Source organism: Janthinobacterium amylolyticum (genome assembly GCF_051380655.1).
Lineage (GTDB): Bacteria > Pseudomonadota > Gammaproteobacteria > Burkholderiales > Burkholderiaceae_D > Janthinobacterium.
Window position 1 is genome coordinate 34,635 of sequence record NZ_JBNYXL010000017.1, and the last position, 22,997, is coordinate 57,631.

At 63.4% G+C, this 22,997-nt stretch carries 16 protein-coding genes; 7 read left to right on the plus strand and 9 right to left on the minus strand.

The genetic code is table 11. From position 1 onward, the window contains the following. Window positions 1–3 precede the first annotated feature (3 nt). Window positions 4–741 (plus strand): amidohydrolase family protein, encoded by a 738-nt coding sequence (locus ACQ4WR_RS27115; RefSeq protein WP_436491127.1) that lies wholly within the window; start codon window positions 4–6, stop codon window positions 739–741. Window positions 742–747: 6 nt separating this feature from the next. On the opposite strand, the gene ACQ4WR_RS27120 is transcribed toward ACQ4WR_RS27115, so the two are convergent. The 4 genes from ACQ4WR_RS27120 to ACQ4WR_RS27135 form a co-directional block, all read right to left on the minus strand. Further along, a complete protein-coding gene (locus ACQ4WR_RS27120) occupies window positions 748–2,145 on the minus strand; it encodes a sigma-54-dependent transcriptional regulator (RefSeq protein WP_258003225.1) in 1,398 nt (465 codons plus the stop codon). Between the two features lie 271 nt (window positions 2,146–2,416). Next, the gene (locus ACQ4WR_RS27125; RefSeq protein ID WP_102299341.1) at window positions 2,417–4,675 is read right to left on the minus strand and encodes an arginine/lysine/ornithine decarboxylase; all 2,259 of its coding nucleotides are present in this window, start codon (window positions 4,673–4,675) and stop codon (window positions 2,417–2,419) included. Window positions 4,676–4,939: 264 nt separating this feature from the next. Then, complete coding sequence (locus ACQ4WR_RS27130) at window positions 4,940–5,425, minus strand: dihydrofolate reductase (protein WP_102299342.1); 486 nt, start codon at window positions 5,423–5,425, stop codon at window positions 4,940–4,942. A gap of 5 nt (window positions 5,426–5,430) precedes the next feature. Further along, complete coding sequence (locus ACQ4WR_RS27135; RefSeq protein ID WP_436491130.1) at window positions 5,431–6,231, minus strand: alpha/beta fold hydrolase; 801 nt, start codon at window positions 6,229–6,231, stop codon at window positions 5,431–5,433. 236 nt (window positions 6,232–6,467) lie between these two features. Here ACQ4WR_RS27135 and ACQ4WR_RS27140 point away from each other — a divergent pair, with 236 nt between their 5' ends. From ACQ4WR_RS27140 to ACQ4WR_RS27155, 4 genes are all read left to right on the plus strand, one after another. Further along, a complete protein-coding gene (locus ACQ4WR_RS27140) occupies window positions 6,468–7,043 on the plus strand; it encodes a TerD family protein (protein ID WP_102299345.1) in 576 nt (191 codons plus the stop codon). Window positions 7,044–7,412: 369 nt separating this feature from the next. After that, a complete protein-coding gene (locus tag ACQ4WR_RS27145; protein WP_436491132.1) occupies window positions 7,413–8,666 on the plus strand; it encodes a TerD family protein in 1,254 nt (417 codons plus the stop codon). A gap of 9 nt (window positions 8,667–8,675) precedes the next feature. Continuing rightward, entirely contained in the window at window positions 8,676–10,016 is a 1,341-nt protein-coding gene (locus tag ACQ4WR_RS27150) for a VWA domain-containing protein (protein ID WP_436491134.1), read from the plus strand. A gap of 198 nt (window positions 10,017–10,214) precedes the next feature. Further along, a complete protein-coding gene (locus ACQ4WR_RS27155) occupies window positions 10,215–12,500 on the plus strand; it encodes a TonB-dependent receptor domain-containing protein (RefSeq protein WP_436491135.1) in 2,286 nt (761 codons plus the stop codon). Between the two features lie 15 nt (window positions 12,501–12,515). Here ACQ4WR_RS27155 and ACQ4WR_RS27160 read toward each other — a convergent pair whose 3' ends face one another. Together ACQ4WR_RS27160 and ACQ4WR_RS27165 are read right to left on the minus strand one after the other, a co-directional pair. After that, window positions 12,516–13,556 carry an SMI1/KNR4 family protein gene (locus tag ACQ4WR_RS27160; protein WP_436491137.1) on the minus strand — a complete coding sequence of 347 codons (1,041 nt, stop codon included), beginning with the start codon at window positions 13,554–13,556 and terminating at the stop codon, window positions 12,516–12,518. Beyond that, window positions 13,556–14,530 (minus strand): thymidylate synthase, encoded by a 975-nt coding sequence (locus ACQ4WR_RS27165; RefSeq protein WP_436491139.1) that lies wholly within the window; start codon window positions 14,528–14,530, stop codon window positions 13,556–13,558. Before ACQ4WR_RS27165 ends, ACQ4WR_RS27160 begins: the two co-directional genes overlap by 1 nt. 156 nt (window positions 14,531–14,686) lie before the next feature. Between ACQ4WR_RS27165 and ACQ4WR_RS27170 the strand changes: the two genes are divergently transcribed. Both ACQ4WR_RS27170 and ACQ4WR_RS27175 read left to right on the plus strand, forming a co-directional pair. Beyond that, the gene (locus tag ACQ4WR_RS27170; RefSeq protein WP_436491169.1) at window positions 14,687–17,479 is read left to right on the plus strand and encodes a bifunctional diguanylate cyclase/phosphodiesterase; all 2,793 of its coding nucleotides are present in this window, start codon (window positions 14,687–14,689) and stop codon (window positions 17,477–17,479) included. A gap of 158 nt (window positions 17,480–17,637) precedes the next feature. Next, entirely contained in the window at window positions 17,638–19,083 is a 1,446-nt protein-coding gene (locus ACQ4WR_RS27175; RefSeq protein WP_423708800.1) for an OmpP1/FadL family transporter, read from the plus strand. A gap of 227 nt (window positions 19,084–19,310) precedes the next feature. Here the strand turns inward: ACQ4WR_RS27175 and ACQ4WR_RS27180 are convergent, their stop codons facing one another. From ACQ4WR_RS27180 to ACQ4WR_RS27190, 3 genes are read right to left on the minus strand one after another with little or no spacing between them, the layout of a single operon-like run. After that, window positions 19,311–20,402 (minus strand): threonine aldolase family protein, encoded by a 1,092-nt coding sequence (locus ACQ4WR_RS27180; RefSeq protein ID WP_102298495.1) that lies wholly within the window; start codon window positions 20,400–20,402, stop codon window positions 19,311–19,313. A 10-nt stretch (window positions 20,403–20,412) separates the two neighbouring features. Then, the gene (gene leuE, locus ACQ4WR_RS27185; RefSeq protein WP_102298496.1) at window positions 20,413–21,087 is read right to left on the minus strand and encodes a leucine efflux protein LeuE; all 675 of its coding nucleotides are present in this window, start codon (window positions 21,085–21,087) and stop codon (window positions 20,413–20,415) included. Window positions 21,088–21,098: 11 nt separating this feature from the next. Further along, complete coding sequence (locus tag ACQ4WR_RS27190; RefSeq protein ID WP_436491142.1) at window positions 21,099–22,961, minus strand: ABC transporter transmembrane domain-containing protein; 1,863 nt, start codon at window positions 22,959–22,961, stop codon at window positions 21,099–21,101. Window positions 22,962–22,997 lie beyond the last annotated feature (36 nt).

A 22,997-nucleotide genomic window follows, 5' to 3' on the forward strand; every position in this document is an offset into this window, starting at 1 on the left:
AAGATGATCATCGATTGCCATTGCCATGCGGGTCCCGGCGACGGCTTGAGCGGGCCGTGGGACAGCGATGCGCCGCTGCAGGCCTACTTGCGCCGTGCGCAGACGGCAGGCATCGCGCGCAGCGTGCTGTTCGCTGCCTTCCACTCCGACTACGCCATCGCCAACCACGGCGTGGCGCGCATCGTGGCCAGCGATCCGCAGCGTTTTTATGGTTATGCCTTCGTGCATGCGCGGCGCGACAGGGGCCGCATCATGGACCTGGTGCGCACGGCCGTCGAACGCTACGGCTTTGTCGGCATCAAGGCGCACCGGCTTGATGCGCGCATCAGCGGCGAAGTGTGCGACGCGGCCCGATTTTTCGGCTTGCCCGTGCTGTACGACCCGGCCGGCGAAGTGGCCGTGGCCGAGCTGCTGGCGCAGCAGTATCCCGACGTCAATTTCATCTTGCCCCACCTGGGCAGCTTCGGCGACGACTGGGCGGCGCAGCTGGCGCTGATCGACCATCTGGTGCGCCACCCGAACATTCATGCGGACAGTTCCGGCGTGCGCCGTTTCGACTTGCTGCAGCAGGCCGTGCGTCGCGCGGGGCCGCACAAGATCCTGTTCGGCTCGGACGGTCCCTGGCTGCATCCGGGGCTGGAATTGCACAAGATTCATCTGCTTGGCTTGCCGCCGCTCGATGCAGCGTTGATCACGGGCGGCAATTTTTTGCGGCTGTCGCGGCTGTCGCGGCTGGCGTGAGGCAGATCAAAAGACAGCCGGCGGTGTCGTGGAAGTGGCAATACTCGCGGCAGTAGCGGCTTGCTCCTCGCAGGAGGCCGCCTTGCGGCGTATCTGCAGGGCACGGTCGGTGATGCCCAGGCGGGCGGCGGCGCGCTGGTTGTTGCCGTGCTCTTCATCGAGCACCAGACGGATGGCCATGTCGGTGGCGCAGCGCGTGATGTGCGACAGGCTGCAGCCCAGGGCCAGGCTGCGTCGCACGGCCGCCTCGAAGTGCTGGTCGGGCCAGCATGGCGCCAGCAGGCATTCCTCTGGCGGCAGGGCGCCGATGGTGATGGGGCCGGGGCCGCAATGGCGGTGCCAGATGCGCGTGACGGTCTGGCGCAGTTCGCGCACATTGCCCGGATAGTCGCGCAGCAGCAGGTATTCGCGTACGGCGGCGTCGAGCGCGGGCGGCGGCTGCTGTGCCAGTTCCGCGAGAAAATAATGCGCGAGCGGCAGGATATCGTCCTGGCGCTCACGCAGGGGCGGCGTCCGGCAACGCCAGCCGGCGATGCGGTAATACAGGTCGGCGCGGAAGGCGCCGCGCGCCACCTCGTGTTCCAGTTCGCGGTTGGTGGCGCAGACGAGGCGAAACTGCGTCGGTTGCCAGGTATTGCCGCCCACGCGCTTGTATTTGCGCTCCTGGATGGCGCGCAGCAGCTGCGCCTGCAGCGGCAGCGGCAGCTCCCCCACTTCATCGAGGAACAGCACGCCGCCGTCGGCCAGGGCGAAAGCGCCGTCGCGCGCGGCCGCCGCGCCTGTAAACGCGCCCCGTTCATGGCCGAACAGTTCGCTGCCAGCCAGTTCCGGCGACAGGGTGGTGCAATCGAGGATAGTGAAGTCGCCGCTGCAGTTGCCGAGCCGGTGGACCAGTTGCGCCAGCAAATCCTTGCCCGTGCCCGTTTCGCCCGTGATCAGCATCGACGCCTGGCTGAAGGCGGCCATTTCCACCACCTGGTGCAGCACGGTCAGCCAGGCTGCGCTGTCGCCCACCAGTTGCAGGCGTACCGCGTCGGACGCCAGCAGTTGCGCCACGGCCTGCCAGCGCTGCAGCCGCGCCAGCACCGGGCCCGCATCGACGCTAGTCGCCGGCCACAGCAGCACATCGAGGGCGCCGGCCGCCAGCAGGGCGCGCTGTTGCGCGCAGCTGGGGAGTTGGCCGCAGGCGGCGATGGCCATCACGTGCGCATGGCGGCACAGCGCCGGCAGCGCTTGCAGCAGCGCGGCATCGGCCTCGGCAAACAGCACGATGCCGGCTGCGTTCTCATCGCCATCGTGCCGCCGGGCTACAGTTACCTGAGCCTGCTTCAATGCCGTCATCAGCAAGGCGCCGCTGCCAGCCGCCGCCTGCTGCATGATTTCCAGCCACACCTTGAGCGTCATATGCCAGCCATCGCGAGGGCACGAGTGGCCCATCTTAGAAGCCCGATACCCCAGCCGTTTGATCTGGCGCAAGCGTGCGCGCCGCCCCCCAATGAAAAACGCCGCCAGATCTGCATCAGGCGGCGCCATTAATGACGTTCAACGCACGTCACGACGGTTCATCCAATCGTGGCAAGCGCCAGTGATTTATGGCCGAGAAGCGCAACCGTACTCCAGTACGGTGAGCCTCGCCGGCCGCAAAGCGCGACAAGCGAGATTGGATGAGCCGTCACTAATCATCCAGTTTGACACAGTCAACGAAGTAACCACGCTTGCCGTCGACTTCGCGTTTCACCAGGCCATGCACATCCGTCTCGAAGCCGGGGAAGCGCTCGTTGAAGTCGCGTGCGAAGCGCAGGTAGTCGACGATGGTCTTGTTGAAGCGCTCGCCCGGGATCAAGAGCGGGATGCCCGGTGGGTAGGGCGTCAGCAGGATGGACGTGATGCGGCCTTCCAGTTCGTCGATGGCGACGCGCTCGATTTCGCGGTGTGCCATCTTGGCAAACGCGTCCGACGGCTTCATGGCCGGGATCATGTCCGACAAATACATTTCCGTCGTCAGACGGGCCACGTCATAGGCCTTGTAGAAATCATGGATCTGCTGGCACAGGTCGCGCAAGCCCATTTTTTCGTAGCGCGGGTTGGCGGCCGCGAATTCCGGCAGGATGCGCCACATCGGCTGGTTCTTGTCGTAGTCGTCCTTGAACTGTTGCAGCGCCGTCAGCAGGGTATTCCAGCGGCCTTTGGTAATGCCGATGGTAAACATGATGAAGAACGAGTACAGGCCGCATTTTTCAATGATGACGCCGTGTTCCGCCAGGTATTTCGTGACGATGGACGCGGGGATGCCCGTGTCGCCAAACTGGCCGTCCAGCGACAGGCCCGGGTTGACGATGGTTGCCTTGATCGGGTCGAGCATGTTGAAGCCGGGAGCCAGGTCGCCGAAACCGTGCCAGTCGTCCTCGGCGCGTATCATCCAGTCTTGCTGCTGGCCCATGCCTTCGTCGTTGAAGCTGTCCGGTCCCCAGACCTGGAACCACCAGTCCTGGCCCCACTCCTGGTCGATCTTCTTCATGGCGCGGCGGAAATCGAGCGCTTCCATGATCGATTCTTCCACCAGGGCCGTGCCGCCCGGCGCTTCCATCATGGCCGCGGCCACGTCGCACGAAGCGATGATGGAGTACTGCGGCGAGGTCGAGGTGTGCATCAGGTAAGCCTCGTTGAAGGCGTCCTGGTCCAGCTTGACCTGTTCCGATTCACGCACGAGGATTTGCGAGGCCTGCGACAGGCCGGCCAGCAATTTGTGCGTGGACTGGGTCGAGAAGATCATCGATTCCTTGGCGCGCGGACGGTCCTTGCCGATGGCGTGCATATTCTTGTAGAAATCGTGGAAGGTGGCGTGCGGCAGCCATGCTTCATCGAAGTGCAGGGTGTCGATCTTGCCGTCCAGCATTTCGCGCAGGGTTTCCACGTTGTAGATCACGCCATCGTAGGTCGATTGCGTGATGGTGAGAATGCGTGGCTTCTTGTTTTTCGCTTCGCGCGCGAACGGGTTCGCTTCGATCTTGCGGGCAATGCTTTCCGGCGTGAATTCATGCAGCGGAATGGGGCCGATGATGCCCAGGTGATTGCGCGTTGGCATCAGGAACACGGGGATGGCGCCGCACATGATGATCGAATGCAAAATCGACTTGTGGCAGTTGCGGTCGACGACGACGATGTCGCCTGGCGCCACGGTCGAGTGCCACACCATCTTGTTCGAGGTCGAGGTGCCGTTGGTAACGAAATAGCAATGATCGGCATTGAAAATGCGCGCGGCATTGCGTTCCGAGGCGGCCACAGGACCCGTATGGTCGAGCAGCTGGCCCAGTTCTTCCACGGCGTTGCAGACGTCGGCGCGCAGCATGTTTTCACCGAAGAACTGGTGGAACATCTGGCCGATCGGCGATTTGAGGAAAGCCACGCCGCCCGAGTGGCCAGGGCAGTGCCACGAGTAGGAACCGTCGTTGGCGTAGTGCACCAGCGCGCGGAAGAACGGCGGCGACAGGCCGTCCAGGTAGGATTTCGCTTCGCGGATGATGTGGCGCGCGACGAATTCCGGCGTATCTTCGAACATGTGGATGAAGCCATGCAGTTCGCGCAGGATATCGTTGGGGATATGGCGCGAGGTGCGCGTTTCGCCATACAGATAGATGGGGATGTCGGCGTTCTTGTAGCGGATTTCCTCGACGAAGGCGCGCAGCGACTTCAGCGCGTGGTCGGTCTCTTCGACGGAACCGCCGCCGAATTCCTCATCGTCGATCGACAGCACGAAGGCCGAGGCCCGCGATTGTTGCTGGGCAAATTGCGACAAATCACCGTAGCTGGTCACGCCCAGCACTTCCATGCCTTCTTTTTCCATTGCGGCGGCAAGGGCGCGAATGCCCAGGCCGGACGTATTTTCAGAACGGAAATCCTCGTCAATGATGACGATAGGGAAACGAAATTTCATGCATGTCTCCAAAAAAGCAAGCCGCCCCTGACGTAATGGAGGGGCGGACTAGGGCGCGGCAGCCTGGTGTTTAAGGGAACCCGGCAGTCGCAGAAAAAAAATAAGAACGGGATTCTCGCAGAAATGCGGCCTCTGCGGGAAAAAAATATCGCACCACTGTTGCACCAGCCTGCGCTAGCGTGACGCAATGGTGTGACAGCAGTATTACAGCAAGCATCAAGACGCAAACGCCAGGCTCAGGCGTGCGGCGAAAACGCCACCTTATCAGGCTTTGCGCTGCAGCGTGACAAAGGCGTAAGGCAGGCCGGTTTTCTCCGAAACATGCGCTTCGCGCGCGGTTTCTTGCCACACGGCATGATCCACGGCGGGGAAAAAGGCGTCGCAATCAAAGGTCTGGCCGATTTCCGTGATGATCAAACGCTGTGTCAGGGGCAATGCTTGCTTGTAGATCTCGGCGCCGCCGATGACATAGCCTTCGGCGCCGTCGAGCAGGGCGATGGCCGCTTCCACCGACGCCACGGCTTCCACGCCGTCATGGCGCCAGTCCGGATTGCGCGTGATGACGATGTTGCGGCGGTTTGGCAGCGGACGGCCGATGGAGTCGAAGGTCTTGCGGCCCATGAGGATGGGGTGGCCCGTCGTCAGGCGCTTGAAATGCGCCAGGTCTTCCGGCAGCTTCCACGGCAAGGTGTTGTCGATGCCGATGCCGCCTTGCTGGTCGGTGGCAACGATGATGGTCAGATGGCTCATTGATTCTATGAAGTTAGTGGGCGCGGTGCGCTATGCCCGCCATTATCGTTGAAATTGTCCATTGCCTCCAGATGCGCACGTATCGCGCCAGCCAGCGCGTGCGGCGCTTCCAGCGGAATCATGTGGCCGCTCATGTGCCCGCATCCGCCGTCCAGCATGCGCAGGGTGGCATGCGGCAAACGGGCCGCCATGGCGCGCAAGTGGTCGGGATTGACGAGCTTGTCGTCCTCGGCGCCCACGATCAGCACGGGGCAGGTGATTTCCGGCAAGCGCGCCATCAGGTCCGGGCGCTCGATGGTCGTGATGAATTGCGCCAGCAGCACGTCCTTGCCCAGGTCCAGGCCCATGTGCCGGATCAGCTCCGTGATCGAGGCGTCCTGCAGATGCGCTGGATGCAGCAGTTCGCGCAGGCGCTGGCGCGTGATGCCCGCATAGGCGTTGCGTTCGAGCATGGTCACGACTCGCTGGCGCGTGGCAATTTCCCCGGGCTGCAGCCCTTGGGCGGAATTGGCGATCAAGGTCAGGGATTTCACGCGCTGCGGATGCGCCAGCGCGTGTTCGAGCGCCAGGTAGGCGCCCAGGGAAAAGCCCAGCAGGTGCGACGCCGGGGCGCTGTGGCTGGCGATCAGCGCCTGCATCTGCGCACGCGTGCGCGCCAGATGCAGGGGAATGTGCCGCAGGTCGGCCTTGTCGCCCAGCAAGGGGGACAGGCGCGACCACAGCCGGGCATCGCACAGGGTGCCGGGAATGCAGTCGAGCCGCGTGCTGCCTGCGTGCGGTGTCATGCCAGGGTTCAGATCGCTCATGGGAAGGCAAAATTCTTGTCGAGCGGCATTATCGGTCATTTCCCGCCATTTTGCTCCGGCATGGCTGGCCAGGATGGCAAGGTATGGCAAGGGCTGGCATTATTTTCAATAGTGCGGCTATGGCACGCATTTGGTTTATGGTAGGCTCATGGCTCATCTTGCCGGGCAACCGGCGTAGTGACCTGACGTAGTGCCCTGAAACACCGAATGCAACCTACTAATTAAAAGGAAATACCATGGCGATCAGTCTGCAAAAAGGCGGCAATGTCAACCTGAGCAAGGAAGCTCCTGGCTTGAAGAAAATCGTGATTGGCCTGGGCTGGGACCCGCGCGCCACCGATGGCGCCGCATTCGACCTGGACGGCAGCGCTTTCCTGCTGAAAACGGACGGCAAGGTTCGTTCCGACGCGGATTTCATTTTCTACAACAACCTGAAGTCGGCTGACGGCTCCATCGTCCACGCTGGCGACAACACCACGGGCGGCGGCGATGGCGACGATGAAAAAATCGCCGTCGACCTGGCCAACGTGCCGGCCGACATCGACAAGATTGCCGTGGCCGTCACCATCCACGACGCGGAAGCGCGCAAGCAGAACTTCGGCATGGTCGGCAAGGCCTACATCCGTTGCCTGAACGGCGACAACGGTGCGGAAATCGCCCGCTACGACCTGTCGGAAGACGGCTCGACGGAAGCGGCCATGATCTTCGGCGAAGTCTACCGTGCCGGCAGCGAATGGAAATTCAAGGCCATTGGCCAGGGTTTCAAGGGCGGCCTGGGGCCTCTGGCACGTTCTTTCGGCATCAACGCTTAAGAACACCTGTCAAAACCACCGGCGCGGCGCGATTTGCGGCCTCCGATGTTCACTGCCTTGGCGGCCCCGTGCATAGCACAGCTCCGCGTCCCGGCCACAACTCACTGCCGCTCGCTACGGTTTTGTCAGGTCTACTGAGAGCTGCGGAAAACGGCCCATGGCGGCGTTGCGCCACCTCGCCGTACCATGCGTACTGTCTTCGGTGGCGCGCCTTGCCCTGCACCGTTGTCCGTAGCTCTTATCGCTGTGTAAAGAACACAGAACGGCGGTTCATGGCGGCCTGGTGCTGCCATGGACTTACTGCACATTCGGACGACGCGCCCGGCCTGGGCCGTGGTCCGATGCTCCCACATCTGAATACATCATTCCATGGAAAACCTGATCAAGGGGCAGCGTCTGGCGCTGTCCGGCCTCGTCACGGGCAATGTCTTGCAACTGGGCATCAGCAATGCCGGCCTGGCGCTGGACTTTGCCTGTTTCGGCATCGACGCTGGCGGCAAGCTGTCCGACGACCGCTACATGACATTCTTCAACCAGCCGCGCACGCCGTGCGGCGGTGTCGAAACGCAGGCGCCCGCTGGCGATGCAGCCGGTTTCAGCTATCAGCTGGACCGCTTGCCGGCATCCATCGAGCGCCTGGTGGTGACGGCCGCCATCGATGGCGACGCCACCATGGCGCAGCTGGGCAGCGGCTATCTGCGCCTGCTTGACGGCGCCCGCGAACTGGCGCGCTTTGCGTATGCGGGAGCGGATTTCGCGCAGGAAAAAGCCGTCATGCTGGGCGAGTTCTACCGCAAGGATGGCGCCTGGCGCTTCATGGCTGTGGGACAGGGTTTCAACGGCGGCCTCGATGCGCTGGTGGCGCATTTTGGCGGCGAAGTGGCGCAGCCGGCCGCCGCGCCTGCACCCGCGCCGAAGATTTCCCTCTCGAAAATCTCGCTGACCAAGGCGGGCCAGACGCACAAGGTGTCGCTGGAGAAGGGCGCCGGCGCGCCGAAAAAACTCACGGTGAAGGCCACCTGGGTGGATAACGGCGATGGCGACGACGATAACGACGACCTCGACTTGCGGGTCGGCATCCTCTTGCCGAATGGCCAGATGCGCTTCATCCAGGCGCCCGATACCCCTGGCAATTTCGATGCCATGCCCTTCGTGCGGCATATGGGCGACGTGGCGGGCGCCTCGGGCAAGGAACCGGCCACGGAAACGGTGGAAGTCAATCCCGCGCTGGCGCTGCACTACGGCGGCTCGGTGGGCCTGGTCTTCAGCGTATATTCGGCGCTGGCCAACGGCGCCGTGTCCGTCGCATCCATGCGCCCGAAGATGGTCATGCAGTATGGCGAGCAGATCGTCGAGTGCGCGTTCGACTTCCGCCTGTCCAAGGCGGCCGACGACGACACCGTCTACACCTATGTGATCGGCATGGCCCGTATCACGCCGGACAGCATCATTCTGGAGCCGTCCGGCAAGACGTCCGACCCCGGCAGCGAGGCGACGCCGTGGCTGAGCTGGCAGGGCGACAGCCTGCAGCTGGCCTTTAACGGTCCCGTCGTGTTCAAGGGCGAGGACAAGGATGACGAAGATGATTTCAATGCGGACAACCCGCGCCGCTACATTCCCTAGGAGATACTGATGGAAACCTTGAGCAAGGGACAGCGCTTGCCGCTGGCCAATCTCGTTCCCGATGGCGTGCTCGACATCGGCGTGGCAGCGCAGGGACTGGCGCTGGACGTGGCCTGCTTCGGCCTCGATGCCGGCGGCAAATTGTCCGATGAACGCTACATGACCTTCTTCAACCAGCCGCGCACGCCATGCGGCGGCGTGGAAGCGCGCAGCGGCAGCGGCGGCGATGTGGCCGCTTTTGCGCTGCAGCTGGCGCGCCTGCCGGCCAGTATCGACCGCCTCGTCGTGACGGCGTCCATCGATGGCGGCGGCGTGATGTCGCAGCTGCAAGCTGGCCATGTGCGGCTGCAGGCGGGCGGGTGCGACCTGGCGCGCTTTGCCTTTGCGGGCACCGATTTTGCGCAGGAAAAAGCTGTCATGCTGCTCGAGCTTTACCGCAAGGAGGGCGGCTGGCGCTGCATGGCCGTGGGCCAGGGTTTCAATGGGGGACTGGACGCGCTGGTGCGCCATTTTGGCGGCGAAGTCGACCAGGCCACCCCTGCCACCCCAGCCACGCCTGCTGCATCGGCCATCCAGCAAGCCAAGATCAATCTGGAAAAGCGCGTCGAGCGGGAAGCGCCGCAGCTGGTCAGCCTGGTCAAGCAGGCGGGCGTGTCCCTGCAAAAAGTGGGCTTGGCGGATCACCGCGCCAAGGTGTGTTTGTGCCTGGATATTTCCGGTTCCATGGGCCGCCTGTATAAAGAAGGCCTGGTGCAGCGCTTTGCCGAACGCATCCTGGCCCTGGGCTGCAAGTTCGATGACGATGGCGAGATCGACGTTTTCCTGTTCGGCAAGAACGTCCACCACCCGGCGCCGATGGCACTGAGCAACTGCAATACCTATGTGAGCCAGGCGATACAGCGCCATCCGCTGGAAGGGGACACGCGCTATGGCGCCGCCATGCAGGCCATCCGCGCCTTTTATTTTCCCGATGCCCGTGGCGGCGAGCGCACGCGGCCCGTCGCGGCCGAACTGCCCGTATATGTCATGTTCGTAACGGATGGCGGCACCAGCGACCAGGCGACGACGGAGAAGCAGTTGCGCTGGGCCAGCAATGAACCGATCTTCTGGCAATTCATGGGCATCGGCAAGGGGCGCAAATCGAAAAGCAAGTTCCTCGCCGCCTTTGCCGATTCCGATTTCCCCTTCCTGGAGAAACTCGACGAGTTGCAAGGACGCCTGGTCGACAACGCGAATTACTTTTCCGTCAGCGCGCCCGACGAGCATAGCGACGCTGAGCTGTATGATTTGTTGATGACGGAATACCCGGGCTGGCTGAAGCTGGCACGTGGAAATGGCTTGCTGAAGTAATATTTCCTTGGCCTCATCCTTATCGGATGAGGCTGGAATGCCACAAGCGCAAGAGATTTGTAAATTGAAGTAAATAACAATGGTTCGCATTTGCTTTGGTACTTGTAGTCGTGGCATGCTTTCACTGTGCCCACACCTGTGCCCTCACGCTGCGGCGTAGCGCCTCATCCGTAGCGTCTCGATTACTTTTTTAGCCCAATGCATACACTCCTTTTCCACTGTCTGGCGGGCAGCAGCCTGCTGGTCGCCAGCGCCGCCGTCCAGGCGCAAACCCCAGCCACCGGCGAGACCGTCGTCAAACCCGCACCGGCACCAGCGCCCGCCAAGGCGCCGGCAGCCGACGCGCCGCCCTCCGTCAGCGTGACGGCCGAGCGGCCCACGGGCCGCATCGACCGGCAAGTCTACGACGTCAAGTCCGACGTCGGCAGTACGAATGGCACGGCGGCCGATGCGCTCAATAACGTCCCCTCGGTCGCGGTCGATCCCGATGGCAGCGTATCCTTGCGCGGCAGCAGCAATGTGCAGATTCTCATCGACGGCAAGCCGTCGGCCATGCTGCAGGGCGATTCGCGCGGCGCCACCTTGAACGCCATGGCGGCCGACGATATCGAATCGGTGGAAGTGATCAACAATCCGGGCGCCCAGTTCGGCAACGAGGCGGGCGGCGGGCCGATCCTGAACCTGGTGATGCGGCGCAACCGCAAACCGGGCGGCTTTGCCACCGTCAACGCGAATGCGGGCATTGCCGGGCGCTATAACACGGCCGTGTCCGGCACCTACAACGAGGGGCCATGGGGCTACCAGGGCGGCATCAATGTCCGCCACGACGGGCGCAATTCCGTCGGCGAAGTCAGCCGCGAGCGCCTGGACCGGGACACGGGCGCCTTCGCCCCCAGCAGCCAGCGTTCCACCAGCAATGGCTTGAACGACTCGCTGGGCGTGAACGGCACCGTCAACTACAACCTGAACGCCAGCGACACGCTGGCCGCCAGCGTGTCGTATAACGGCCGCAGCAATGACCAGCGCTCGCAGGACCGCTACCTCAATGGCGACAGCCTGGGCAACACCATCGGCGACTATACGCGCAGCACCGTGCGCAATGGCGACAGCCGCAACTACAGCTGGGGCGGGCGCTACGACCACAAGGGTGAATTGCCGGGCGAAAGCCTGAAAATCGATTTGCGCGTGTCGTCGTCGACCAACGAGAGCGACAGCGACTACGCCAACGCCTATGCGCTCGCGCCCGTCAACGCCTTCGACAGCCGCGCGCGCCAGCACAGCGAAACGGGCAACCGCATCGTCGACTTCAGCGGCGACTACGAGCGTCCGCTGGCGGGCGGCACGGCCAAGCTGGGCTACAAGGTGGCGGACAACAAGAGCAGTTTCGACACCTTGTATACGGACATCAATCCGGCCAGCCTTGCGGAAACCGTCAACCCCATGCGCAGCAACCGTTTCGAGCTCGACGAGCGCACCATCGCGCTGTACGGTTCCTACCAGATGCGCCTGAACGAGCGCTGGGGCGCGCTGGCCGGCTTGCGTGCCGAATACACGGACTTGAACGTGCGCCAGATTACCAGCGGCGTCGAGGCCAGCAACAATTACGTCAATTACATCCCCAGCCTGTTTGCCACCTACAAGGTCAGCGACGAAAGCAATCTGCGCTTCAGCTATGCGCACCGCATCCGCCGCCCGAACGCGGGCGACCTGAATCCGTACGTGGTGTACCGCGACGAATTCAATGTGTCGGCCGGCAACCCCAAGCTGAAACCCACGCAGACGGACTCGTTCGAGATCGGATACGAAACCAAGATCGCCGGGCTGGAAAGCAGCTTGCGCGCCTACCACCGGCGCGACACGGATGCCATCGTCGACTACCGCTACTTTATTAGCGACAACGTGCTGCTGACCACGCGCGAAAACGGCGAAGGCAGCCATTCGAGCGGCCTGGAATTCAGCGTCAGCGGCAAGCTCACGCCATCGCTGACCCTGAACACGAGCGGCAACCTGGCGCGCAGCCAGCAGACCAGCTCGGACGACCTGGGCAACCGCAGCACGCGCACGGCCAACGCCCTGAGCGGCCGCGCGCGCCTGAACTACCAGTTCGACCCCAGCAACCAGCTGCAGCTGGCATTGCAAATGCAGGGCAAGACCTTGTCGGGACAGGGTTATCGCTCACCCAACAACACGGTGAACCTGAGCTGGCGCCACACGGTGACGCCACAGCTGAGTCTGGTGATGAACGTGACCGATGTGTTCAACAGCAACAAGATGGAAACCGTCATCAACAGCGCGACCCTGCGCGAGACGAGCACGCGCCGCTTCGATGGACGCATGCTGTACGTGGGCTTGTCGTTCCGCCTGGGCGGCGCCGGTTCGGCGGCAAAAGAGGGCGAACGCGAGCCGCGCTTCGGTCCGCCAGGCGGCCGCGGTCCCGGCGGCCCTGGCGGTCCCGGCCCCGGTGGGGGCGAGGGACCGGGTTAAGTACGCCAGGCCGGGCTAGGCAGCGGCGGCGATTTCCGTGAGGAAGGCGACAAAGCTGTCCGCATGGCGTTCGAAATGCCAAGTGCCGGCGCCGTGTTCGGCCGTGTAGACGGGGGCGTCGCCGTCGGTGATGGCGCCCAGGTCGAGGCAATACGGATCGGCGCCCGCATCGGCGATCACCAGGTAGTGTTCCGGCCAGCCGGCAATGCTTTCCTGCGTGACAGGGTTCCATGCATAGCCGTGCTGCCGCTTGACGAGTTCCGCCGCGCCATACAGGTTCAGACCCTGGAAATAATTTTCCCCGTCGATGCTCACGCGCAGCGGCGAGTAGCAGGCCAGAAAGCGCTGATAGTGCTCCGGCAAGGTCCAGTGGGCAGCGATCTGCCGCAGGTCTGCCGGGTCGGCGATGGCCAGCCAGTTCGACGGCTGCGCCAGGTCCTGCTCGCGCCGGCGCCTGGCCGCCAGTTTCTTTTCCAGCTGCGCGGCGGCTTTTTCCAGCGGCGAGTGCGGTGCCGCCAGCGAGGCATGCGTGGCCGGGGCAGCGAAGCCGTGGCCAGCGGGGTAGCCATCCGCCTGCCAGGCCAGCACCTCGGCCAGGCGCAGCTGCTCCACCTTCCAGTGGCCGGGATCAAGCATCAAGCCCCGGTCGAAGGGCTGGCCGCTGAAGACGGCCAGGCTCTTGACGGCCTTGGCACGCGCGCTCAACTTTGCTTCTGGCTTGGCGGCCAGCGCCACCAGCGGGCCATACGCGGCCTTGCCCATGCTCTTGAGCATGCCATCGACGGCCCAGTAGCTGAGTTCGGGCACGTCCAGGCAGGTGGTGAAGAAGTCGCCGCACTCGCCAGGTTCGGCCAGCGCGATGATGTCCGTCATGAGGAAGTTGCGCCAGTGCAGCAGCTGGCCTTCTTTGGCGTAGCCGACGAGGATGTCGAGCACGGCCTGCCGCTCGTCCATCCCATGCTTGTTCAGCAGCCGGTCTTTCAGCCGCGCGAACTTGTTGCCATCCGTTTCGTCAAACAGTTTGCGGTGCAGGGCCGCCAGTGCAGTGACCGCCATCAGACTGCCATTGCCGCCTTGATGGGCGCGTGATGTTCATAGCCGTCCAGCGAGAAGTCGGACGGTTCGATCTTTTCCAGCCATTCCGGCTCGTACTTGCCCGTCTTGGCGTAATCAGGCACGCGCTCGGAAATGACAAACTTCGGCGCCGGGAAGGGCGTGCGCTTCAATTGTTCTTCCACCATCTCCAGGTGGTTTTCATAGATGTGCGCGTCGCCGATGAAATACGTGAACCAGCGCGGCGTATAGCCCGTCAGGCGCGCCACCAGGTGCAGCAGGGCCGCGCCTTCGGCGATATTGAAGGGCGTGCCCAGGCCGATATCGTTGCTGCGCACATACAGGCACAGCGAGATTTCGCGCGTGCTGGCGTTGGGGATGAACTGGTACAGCAGATGGCAGGCGGGCAGGGCGACGGCATCGAGCACGGCCGGGTTCCAGCCGTGGAACAGGATGCGGCGGCTGCCCGGGTTAGTCATGATGGTGTCCAGGCATTCACGCAACTGGTCGACGGCCTTGTACAGCAGGACTTTCTGCACGCCGGCCTCGACGATGGGCGCGACCAGGGTAAAACCGTTCGCTTGCGCGTCGGCGATCTGCGCCGGCTGGCTGGCGTCGAGCAGTTTATACGCGGGCCATTGGCGCCATTGCACGCCATACACGGGGCCTAGGTCATCCTCGCCCTCGCGGTAGGGGTTGGCCAGCCACTGCGCGTTTTCATTGGCGTTCTGGTCCCACACCTTGCAGCCCAGCGCGCGGAACTCGGCCGCGTTGCGCGAGGCGCGCAGGAAGGCGCACAATTCGCCGATCACGGATTTGAAAGCCAGTTTCTTGGTGGTCACGGCAGGGAAATTGCCATTTGCCAAGTCGAAACGCATCATGGCGCCCGGCACGCTCAGGGTGCGGATGCCCGTGCGGTTGTCTTGCCAGCTACCCGTTTCGAGGACGGTCTTGATCAAATCTTGATATTGCTGCATGTATTTCTCCAACGGTAAGGACGCTGATTGTAACGCAGGCGCGACACGCCCGATGCGCCGCGCAGACATAATTACGCCGCTGCCTTACATGCAATCATGACTCTGTGGTAATTTGTGTGTCCTTAAAGAAATACAGAAATGGCAGATGCTGGCACCATGTTCTTGCGACAATTTGTAAATAATAATAATGCCGCCGTGGTGGAAATGAGCAGGGCCGATTTTCTCAGGGCTAACCTGCGCCTGATCCTGGCCTGGCCCCTGCTGTGCCTGGCCCTGTGCGCCGTGCTGTGGACGGCCACCTTGCTGCAGCTGGAGGCGGAAAAGAAGGTGGCGCAGCAGCAGGCGCTCGACAGCGTGGCCTCGCAATCGAAGGCATATGGCCAGTATCTGCTGCGCACCCTGGAGCAGATGGACCAGCTGACCCTGCAGCTCAAGTATGAATGGGAAAATTCGCGCGGCCATCTGCGCCTCGACCAACTGAAGACGCAGGGCATGTATGCCTTGCCGCAATTTGCCATCGTTGCCATCCTCGACCGCAAGGGGCATGCCGTCACGGCCACTGCGCCCTTGACGCGGCTGCGCACGAATGAGCGCAGCAATTTCCTGCTGCGCCACTGGCGCAGCAATTCCAGCGCCTTGCGCATCGCGCTGGGGCGGGTCAATCCGGCAGATGAGGCGGCAGCGCCAGCGGCTGACGAAAGCCTCGTGCACTTCACGCGCCGCCTGGAAGACGAGGATGGCAATTTCGACGGCGTGCTGCTCATTTCCATCCATTCCAGCTATTTCTCCGAATTCTATGACAGCGTGAACTTTGGCAAGCTGGGCATGTCCGCCATGGTGGGCGAAGAGGGTGAATTGTTCAGCACGCGCCTCGGTGCCCGCGTCCTGCCGGCGCACGGCAGCAGCGCCACGCCGTTTCTCGACACGAGCTTCCTGGAAACGGACAGCGGCGCCATGGAGTCGGGCGGCCGGGTGGCGTTTTCCGACAAACAAAACCGCTATGTGGGCTGGCAGGCGCTGAAAGCCTATCCGTTTACGGCCGTGGTGGGACTGGCCGACAGCGAAATGCTGCATCCCTACCAGGAGACGCGCACCATCTACATCGGCATCGCGTTCGGCGTGACCTTGCTGCTGCTGGGTTTTACGGTGATCGCCACCGTGCTGTCCCTGCGCCTGGCCTGGCGCCACCACCAGTCCGAAGGCGTGCGCAACGCCTACCGCATGGCCACCGAAGGCACGAGCGACGGCTTTTTCATCATCACGGCCCTGCGCGGCGAGGATGGCGCCATCGCCGACTTCGAGATCGTCGACTGCAACGAACCGGGCGCCGGCTATTTTGGCGTGCGCCGCGAGCAGCTGCTGGGGATGCGGTTGCAATCGCGCGCGCATGAACCGTATTTCCGCGACCTCATTCACAATTACCGGGCCGCCATGGTATCGGGCTTTTCCGAGGAAGAGATCGAGCTGCCGGACGGCAACCCGTTCAAGCTGCGCTGGATACGCCGGCGCCTGGTGCGCAGCGGCGACCGCCTGGCCGTCACCCTGCAAGACATCAGCACGGCCAAGGAGCACGAGCGCGACTTGCGCCGCGTGGCCAATGAAGACGGCCTGACGGGTTTGCCCAACCGCTACTGGCTGCAGCAATTCCTGCCCGGGGCGCTGGGCCGCGCCGCCATCGCGCGGCACATGCTGGCGCTGCTGTTCATCGACCTCGATGGCTTCAAGGATATCAACGATACGCAGGGCCACGCCGAAGGCGATAAAGTGCTGCGCGCCGCCTCCTTGCGCCTGAAGGCCGTGCTGCGGCCGGGCGACCATGTGGTGCGCCTGGGCGGCGATGAATTCGTCGTCGTGCTCGACCCCGTGGAAGACGACAGCCGCGCCGAGCAGGTGGCGCAGCGCATCGCCATCGCCTTCGACGAGCCGTTTTACCTGGGCAGCGAACGCCACAAGATGGGCGCATCGATCGGCATCAGCCTGTATCCGCGCGATGGCGCCGAGACGGACGTGCTGCTGAAGAACGCCGATATCGCCATGTACGCCGTGAAGGTGGCGGGCAAGGGCCACCACCGTTTCTTCCAGCCGGAACTGTTCGAGACCATCCGCAACCGCCGCGAACTGGAGCAAAGCCTGGTGGCGGCGCTGGAGCAGGACCAGTTCCTCGTCGTCTATCAGCCCCGCGTCGATGCCATGAGCGGGCAGCTGTGCAGCATGGAAGCGCTGGTGCGCTGGCGCCATCCGCAGCACGGCATGGTGCCGCCGCTGGAATTCATTCCCGTGGCCGAGAGCAGCGGCCTGATTTCGCAGCTGGGCGAAGTGGTCATCGAGAAGGTCTGCCAGCAGATGGCGCACTGGCAGGCGGCCGGCCAGGAGCTGGTGCCCGTGTCCATCAACGTGTCGGCGCGCCAGTTCGGCCGCGGCGACGTGCACCAGGTGCTGGCGTCCGCGCTGGCGCGCCACCGCATCGATGCGCGCCTGATCGAGGTGGAAATCACGGAATCGGCCATGATGGATGAACAGAACCGCGCCGTGGAGCAGCTGTCGGCCATCCGCGCGCTGGGCGTGCGCCTGCTGGTCGACGATTTCGGCACGGGCTACTCGTCGCTGTCGCAGCTGCAGAAGTTCGCCATGGATGGCTTGAAGATCGACCGCGCCTTCACCATGGAGCTGGGCCGCTCGGAGCAGGGCGAAGTGTTCGTGCGCGCCATCTTGTCGATGGCGCATGCGCTGGGCATGAGCGTGGTGGCCGAAGGGGTGGAAACGCGCGAGCAGCTCGACATCCTGCGCGCCCTGCAATGCAACGAGGTGCAGGGCTATTTCATCTCGCGTCCCGTGCCGGCCGAACATATGCTGGCGCTGATGCGCAAGCGTTTTTTAATACCACTTCCAGCCCCCGTGCTGCCACCCTACAGCCCCGTTCATGGCGCGGCAAACAACGTCATTTCATAAAAAGAGCGATCGTTCGCTTTTTTTTCAAAAATATTATATGCTTCGCTCATGCCGTCCGTGAATTGGAGTTCACGGCGGCAAGAAATGTGCAGGACGGGTCAGGTTGAGACGCCCGAGACAATATGCCGAAGTACACACTAATATAAAGAGAGACGAACTTGAAACCGAACTTTAAACATAGCTATCTGCCCCTCCTGATCATCGCCGCATTCGCCGGCATTTCTTCCACCGCACAAGCATCGGGTTACCGTTTCGGTTCGCAAAGCGTCTCCGGCCAGGGTTCGGCCGACGCGAACGGCGCCGAAGCGGCCGACGCATCGACCATTTTCTACAATCCGGCCGGCATGTCGCGCCTGGAAGGCACGCAGTTCGTCGGCGGCGGTACCCTGGTGGTGCCGCATTCGACCTACCAGGACACGGGTTCGAAGACTTTCACCGGCCGCAATCCGGGCGGCACGACCAAGGACTACGCGCCGGACGCCGTCTTCGCGCCTGCCCTGTACGCGAGCAAGAAGCTCAATGATCAATGGACCGTCGGCATGGGCATGTTCGTGCCGTACGGCGCCAAGCTCGATTACGGCAATGACTGGAGCGGCCGCTATGCGATCACCAACATCAAGCTCGAAGCCATCGCCCTGAATCCTTCCGTTTCCTTCAAGCTGAACGAGCATCACTCGTTCGGTTTCGGCGTTACCGCGGAACACATGAAGGCCGAACTGGGCCAGGCCGTCGACGTGCCTGGCACGGTTGCCTTCCTGGGCCAGCATGCGCCAGCCGCATCGCAAGCCTTCCTGGCGAATATCGCCAAGACGCAGGGCCTGGCCGCCGCGCAAGCCGCCGGTGCCGCGCTGCAGGGCGCCAAGGATGGCCACGCCTCGATGGATGGCGATGACTGGGGCTTCGGCTTCAACCTGGGCTATCTGTACCAGCTGAACGAAGGCACGCGTTTCGGTATCTCCTACCGTTCGTCGATTTCGCACAAGCTGAAAGGCGACACGATCTGGGACTTCTCGCAAGTGTCGAACAATGCGGCCGTCAACGGTTTCATTTCCGCCGCATCGGGCAAGGTCAATTCGAAGGCGCTGGTGGAAGTGCGCACGCCTGAAACCCTGTCGGTCAACGCCTTCCATCAGATGGATGAGCGCTGGGCCTTGATGGGCGACGTCACCTGGACCCGCACCTCGCGCCTGGAAAACCTGGACATCCAGTTCCCGCCAACGGCCGAAGGTGCTGAGCGCATCCGCCAGAACTGGAAGGACACCTACCGCGTCTCGCTGGGTGCCAACTACAAGTACAGCGAAGCGCTGTTGCTGCGTGCCGGTATCGCCCACGACCAGGCGCCAGTGCGCAGCGCCGAGCTGCGTCACCCGGCTCTGCCGGACAGCGACCGCATGCAGTACTCGATCGGCGCGAACTGGAAGCTGAACGCGAACTCCTCGCTGGATCTGGCCTACAGCTATATCGACTTCAAGGACGCTTCGGTCAACTACACGAATAACTGCTCGCCGGTGACCAAAGGCTGCACCGGCAATGGTGAAACCACCAAGGGCCTGTTCAAGACCCGCATGCAGTTGATTGGTCTCGCTTACAACTACAAGTTCTAAGCAGGTAGTGGCGGCCGACCCGGCCGCCATGAAATGAAAAAAGCGCCTTCGGGCGCTTTTTTTTTCGGGGTCAGACCCGCTGGGGGAATGTGCGCCCATGGCGGACATTCCGATCCCGCAGGGACCGACCCCAGCCTTTTATGGGTTTTCGGATGTGTCTGTCGTGTTGTCGGCTTACGCGCTGCGCGCTAAGCCGACCTACGCCGACCCACGCCGACCTACGCCGCTCAGGCCTTGATGCGCAGGCCCTGGTCCAGCAAGGTCAACGCCTGCCGCACGCTGTCGTCCGGCATGTCCAGCAAGTTATCTCCCACATACCATTCCACCACGCTGTGGCCGGGCAGGGCGGCGTGGCTGGCGCGGCCGAACAGCCAGATGCCGTGGTCGGCGGCCACCTGGTTGCGGATGGCGATGGCCCGTTCGCGCGAGACGGGCAAATGCAGGTGCAGCATGTTGGCCTGCGGGGCGGCGGGATTGACGGCTATCGATGGAAAATCGCGCAGCAGCGCGTACAGCCACTGCGTGCGCGCGAAATACCGCGGCATGGCGGCGATGCGCGCATCGAACTGCATGGCGGCGGCCACCACGTAGGGCGTGCGGTGGACGATATTGCCGCCCTGGCGGCGGAACCATTCGCGCGCCCGTTCGACAAAGGTGCGGCTGCCGGCCAGCATGGCGCCGCCCAAACCACCGATACCCTTGTACAGCGACACATACACGGAGTCAAAGCCGTCGCAGATGGCCGGCAGCGGCTGGCCAAAACCCGCTTGCGCCTCCCACAGGCGCGCGCCATCCATGTGCAGGTGGATGTTGTGGTCGCGGCAGTGCCGCTTGATGTCGTTCAATTCGTCCCACGACGGGCACTGGCCGCCGATTTCGCGCATCGGCAGTTCGACCTGCACGGCACCCAGCGCATCGGGCACGGCGCGCAAGTCGTCCACCGTCCACGGGCGGTGCGGGTCGCCCAGCATCAGCCCCTTGAAGTGATCGAGCAATTCATGGTTGCCCCGTTCATGGCGCAGGATGTGCGACGTCGGATGCAGCGCCACCAGCGGCGAGCCGCGGTCCTGGCACGCCAGGCGCAGGGCCGTCACTTGCGTCATGGTGCCCGTGATGCAGAACACGGCCGCCTCGAAACCCAGCAGGCTGGCGATCTTGTTCTCGAACTGTTCGATCAGCGCGCCGTCGCCATAGGTGTCGTGCGCGATGTCGTTGGCTTCGCACCAGGCGGCCATGGCGGCGAAAGTGGCCGCCGGGGTGGGCTGGCGGTGGCCCGGCAGGACGGTGTGGCAGCGCTGGCGCAGTTCGAGCTCGGTCAAGGTGTTTTCCTTACAGGGTGGCGGTAGCCAGTTTCGCGCCGAAGCCGATGAACACGGCGCCCACGCCGCCGCCCATGCCGGCCGACAGGCGGCGACGGCGGCGGAAAGTGTCGGCCAGGCGGGCGCCGACAAAGATGATGGCGGTCAGATAGCTAAAGCTGATCACCTGGCAGATCAGGCCCAGGCCGATGAAGGACAGTACGGGATTCGGGAAGGCCGGGTCGACGAACTGGATGAAGAAGGAAATGAAGAACAGGATCGCCTTCGGGTTCATCAGGCTGATGATCAGCGCCTTGCGGAATGGATCGCTTTCCTTGACGACCGCCGGCGTGGCCGCCGCTTCGCCTTCAGCCGGCGCGGGCGTGCGCAGCTTGCGCCAGCAGCCGATCAGCATCTGCAGGCCGATCCAGCCCAGGTAGGCCGCGCCGATATATTTCACGACATAGAACAGGGCCGGGCTGGCTTTCAGCAGCGAGGCGACGCCGCAGGCCGACAGCACCATCAGGATCAGGTCACCGGCGAAGATGCCGAAGGCGCCCTGGTAGGCCGGGCGCACGCCCCGTTGCGCCGCCACCGACAGCACATACATGGAGTTGGGGCCGGGCAGGATGACGATAAAGATCGTCCCCAGTAAAAAGGTCCAGAAATCGGTGATGCCCAGGTTGGCGTGGAATAAAGCGTTCATGAGGGTTCTGCTTAATTGATCTGTACATGATGGAATTGCAAGGCCGCCAGGTTGGCATAAATGCCGCCGAGGGCGACCAGCGAGGCGTGCGTGCCCATCTCGACGATCCGGCCGTCTTCCATGACGACGATGCGGTCAGCCCGCTGGACTGTCGCCAGGCGGTGCGCGATGATGACGGTGGTGCGGCCCACCATGGCCGCTTCCAGCGCCTTTTGCACCAGGCGTTCCGATTCCGCGTCCAGCGCGCTGGTCGCTTCGTCAAGCAGCAGCAGCGGCGGGTTTTTCAGCAGGGCGCGGGCGATGGCGATGCGCTGGCGCTGGCCGCCGGACAGGCGCACGCCCCGTTCGCCAAGGAAGGATTTGTAGCCGTTCGGCAGGCGTTCGATGAATTCGTGGGCTGCCGCCATTTTTGCCGCCGCGATCACTTCCTCATCGCTGGCGCCGGCGCGGCCATAGCGGATGTTTTCCATGGCGTCGGCCGAGAAGATCACGGTATCTTGCGGCACGATGCCGATGGCGTCGCGCAGGGTATGCAGGTCGAGCTGCTTGATATCCACGCCGTCAAGGCGGATGCTGCCGCTTTGCGGGTCATAGAAGCGCAGGAACAGCTGGAACAGGGTGGTCTTGCCGGCGCCGGACGGGCCGACGACTGCCACCGTTTCACCGGCGCGGATATCCAGGCTGACGTGGTCGAGCGCGTAGGTGTCCGGGCGCGACGGGTACGAGAACACCACGTCGTTCAAGGACAGCGCGGCGCCATTTGCTGCGCGTGCCGGCAGCGGCAGGGGTGCGGCAGGCGATTCGATTTCCGACTTGACGGCCATCAGCTCCAGCAGGCGCTCGGTGGCGCCGGCGGCGCGCTGCGCCTCGCCCATCACTTCGGACAGCGCGCCGATGGCGCCGGCCACGATGGAGGCGTACAGGATGAACTGGCCTAAGTCGCCGCCCGTCATCGATCCTTCCAGTACGGCGCGCGCGCCCAGCCACAGCACGAAGACGATGGTGCCGAAGACCAGCAGGATGGCGATCATGGTCAGCAGGGCGCGGGCGCGGATGCGGCGCATGGCCGTCATGAAGGCGCCTTCGACGGAGTCGCCGAAGCGCTTCGATTCGATTTTCTCGTGTGTAAATGCCTGCACGGTGGGCATGGCGTTGAGGATTTCGCCGGCCATGGCCGAGGCGTCGGCGATGCGGTCCTGCGAGTCGCGCGACAGCTTGCGCACACGGCGGCCAAAGACGATGATGGGCACGACCACCAGGATCAACAGGCCGATGATGATGCCGGCCAGCTTGGCGCTGGTGACGAACAGCATCACCAGGCCGCCCAGGAACAGCAGCACATTGCGCAGCGCCATCGAGATGCTGGTGCCGACCACCGCCTGGATCAAGGTCGTGTCGGTGGTGATGCGCGACAGGACTTCGCCCGTCTGCGTGGTTTCAAAGAATTCCGGGCTTTGCGTGACGACGTGGCGGTACACGGCGCTGCGGATGTCGGCCGTGACGCGTTCGCCCAGCCACGATACCGTATAAAAGCGCGCCGCCGTGGCCAGCGCCAGGATGGAGGCCACGCCGAACAGGGCCAGGAAGACCAGGTCCACGTGCTGGATGCTCTTCGAGCCGGCCGCGCCGCCGAAACCCAGGTCGATCATCTGCTTGAAGGCGGCGGGAATGGCCAGGGTGGAAGCGGCGGCCACCACCAGCGCGATACCGGCCAGGAAGAACTGCTTGCGGTATGGCGTCAAAAAGGGCATCAAGCCCTTGAAGGCGGCCAGGCTGCCTTTTTTCAGTTCGCGGCTGCTGCCGGTATCGGGAGTTGGTGTGCTGCTTGCGGCGGTTGCTGTACTCGTGCTGCCTGTTTCTGTGCTGGTTGTCATTGTTTTCCGCTTTGATTTACATATTCGATGGTGCTG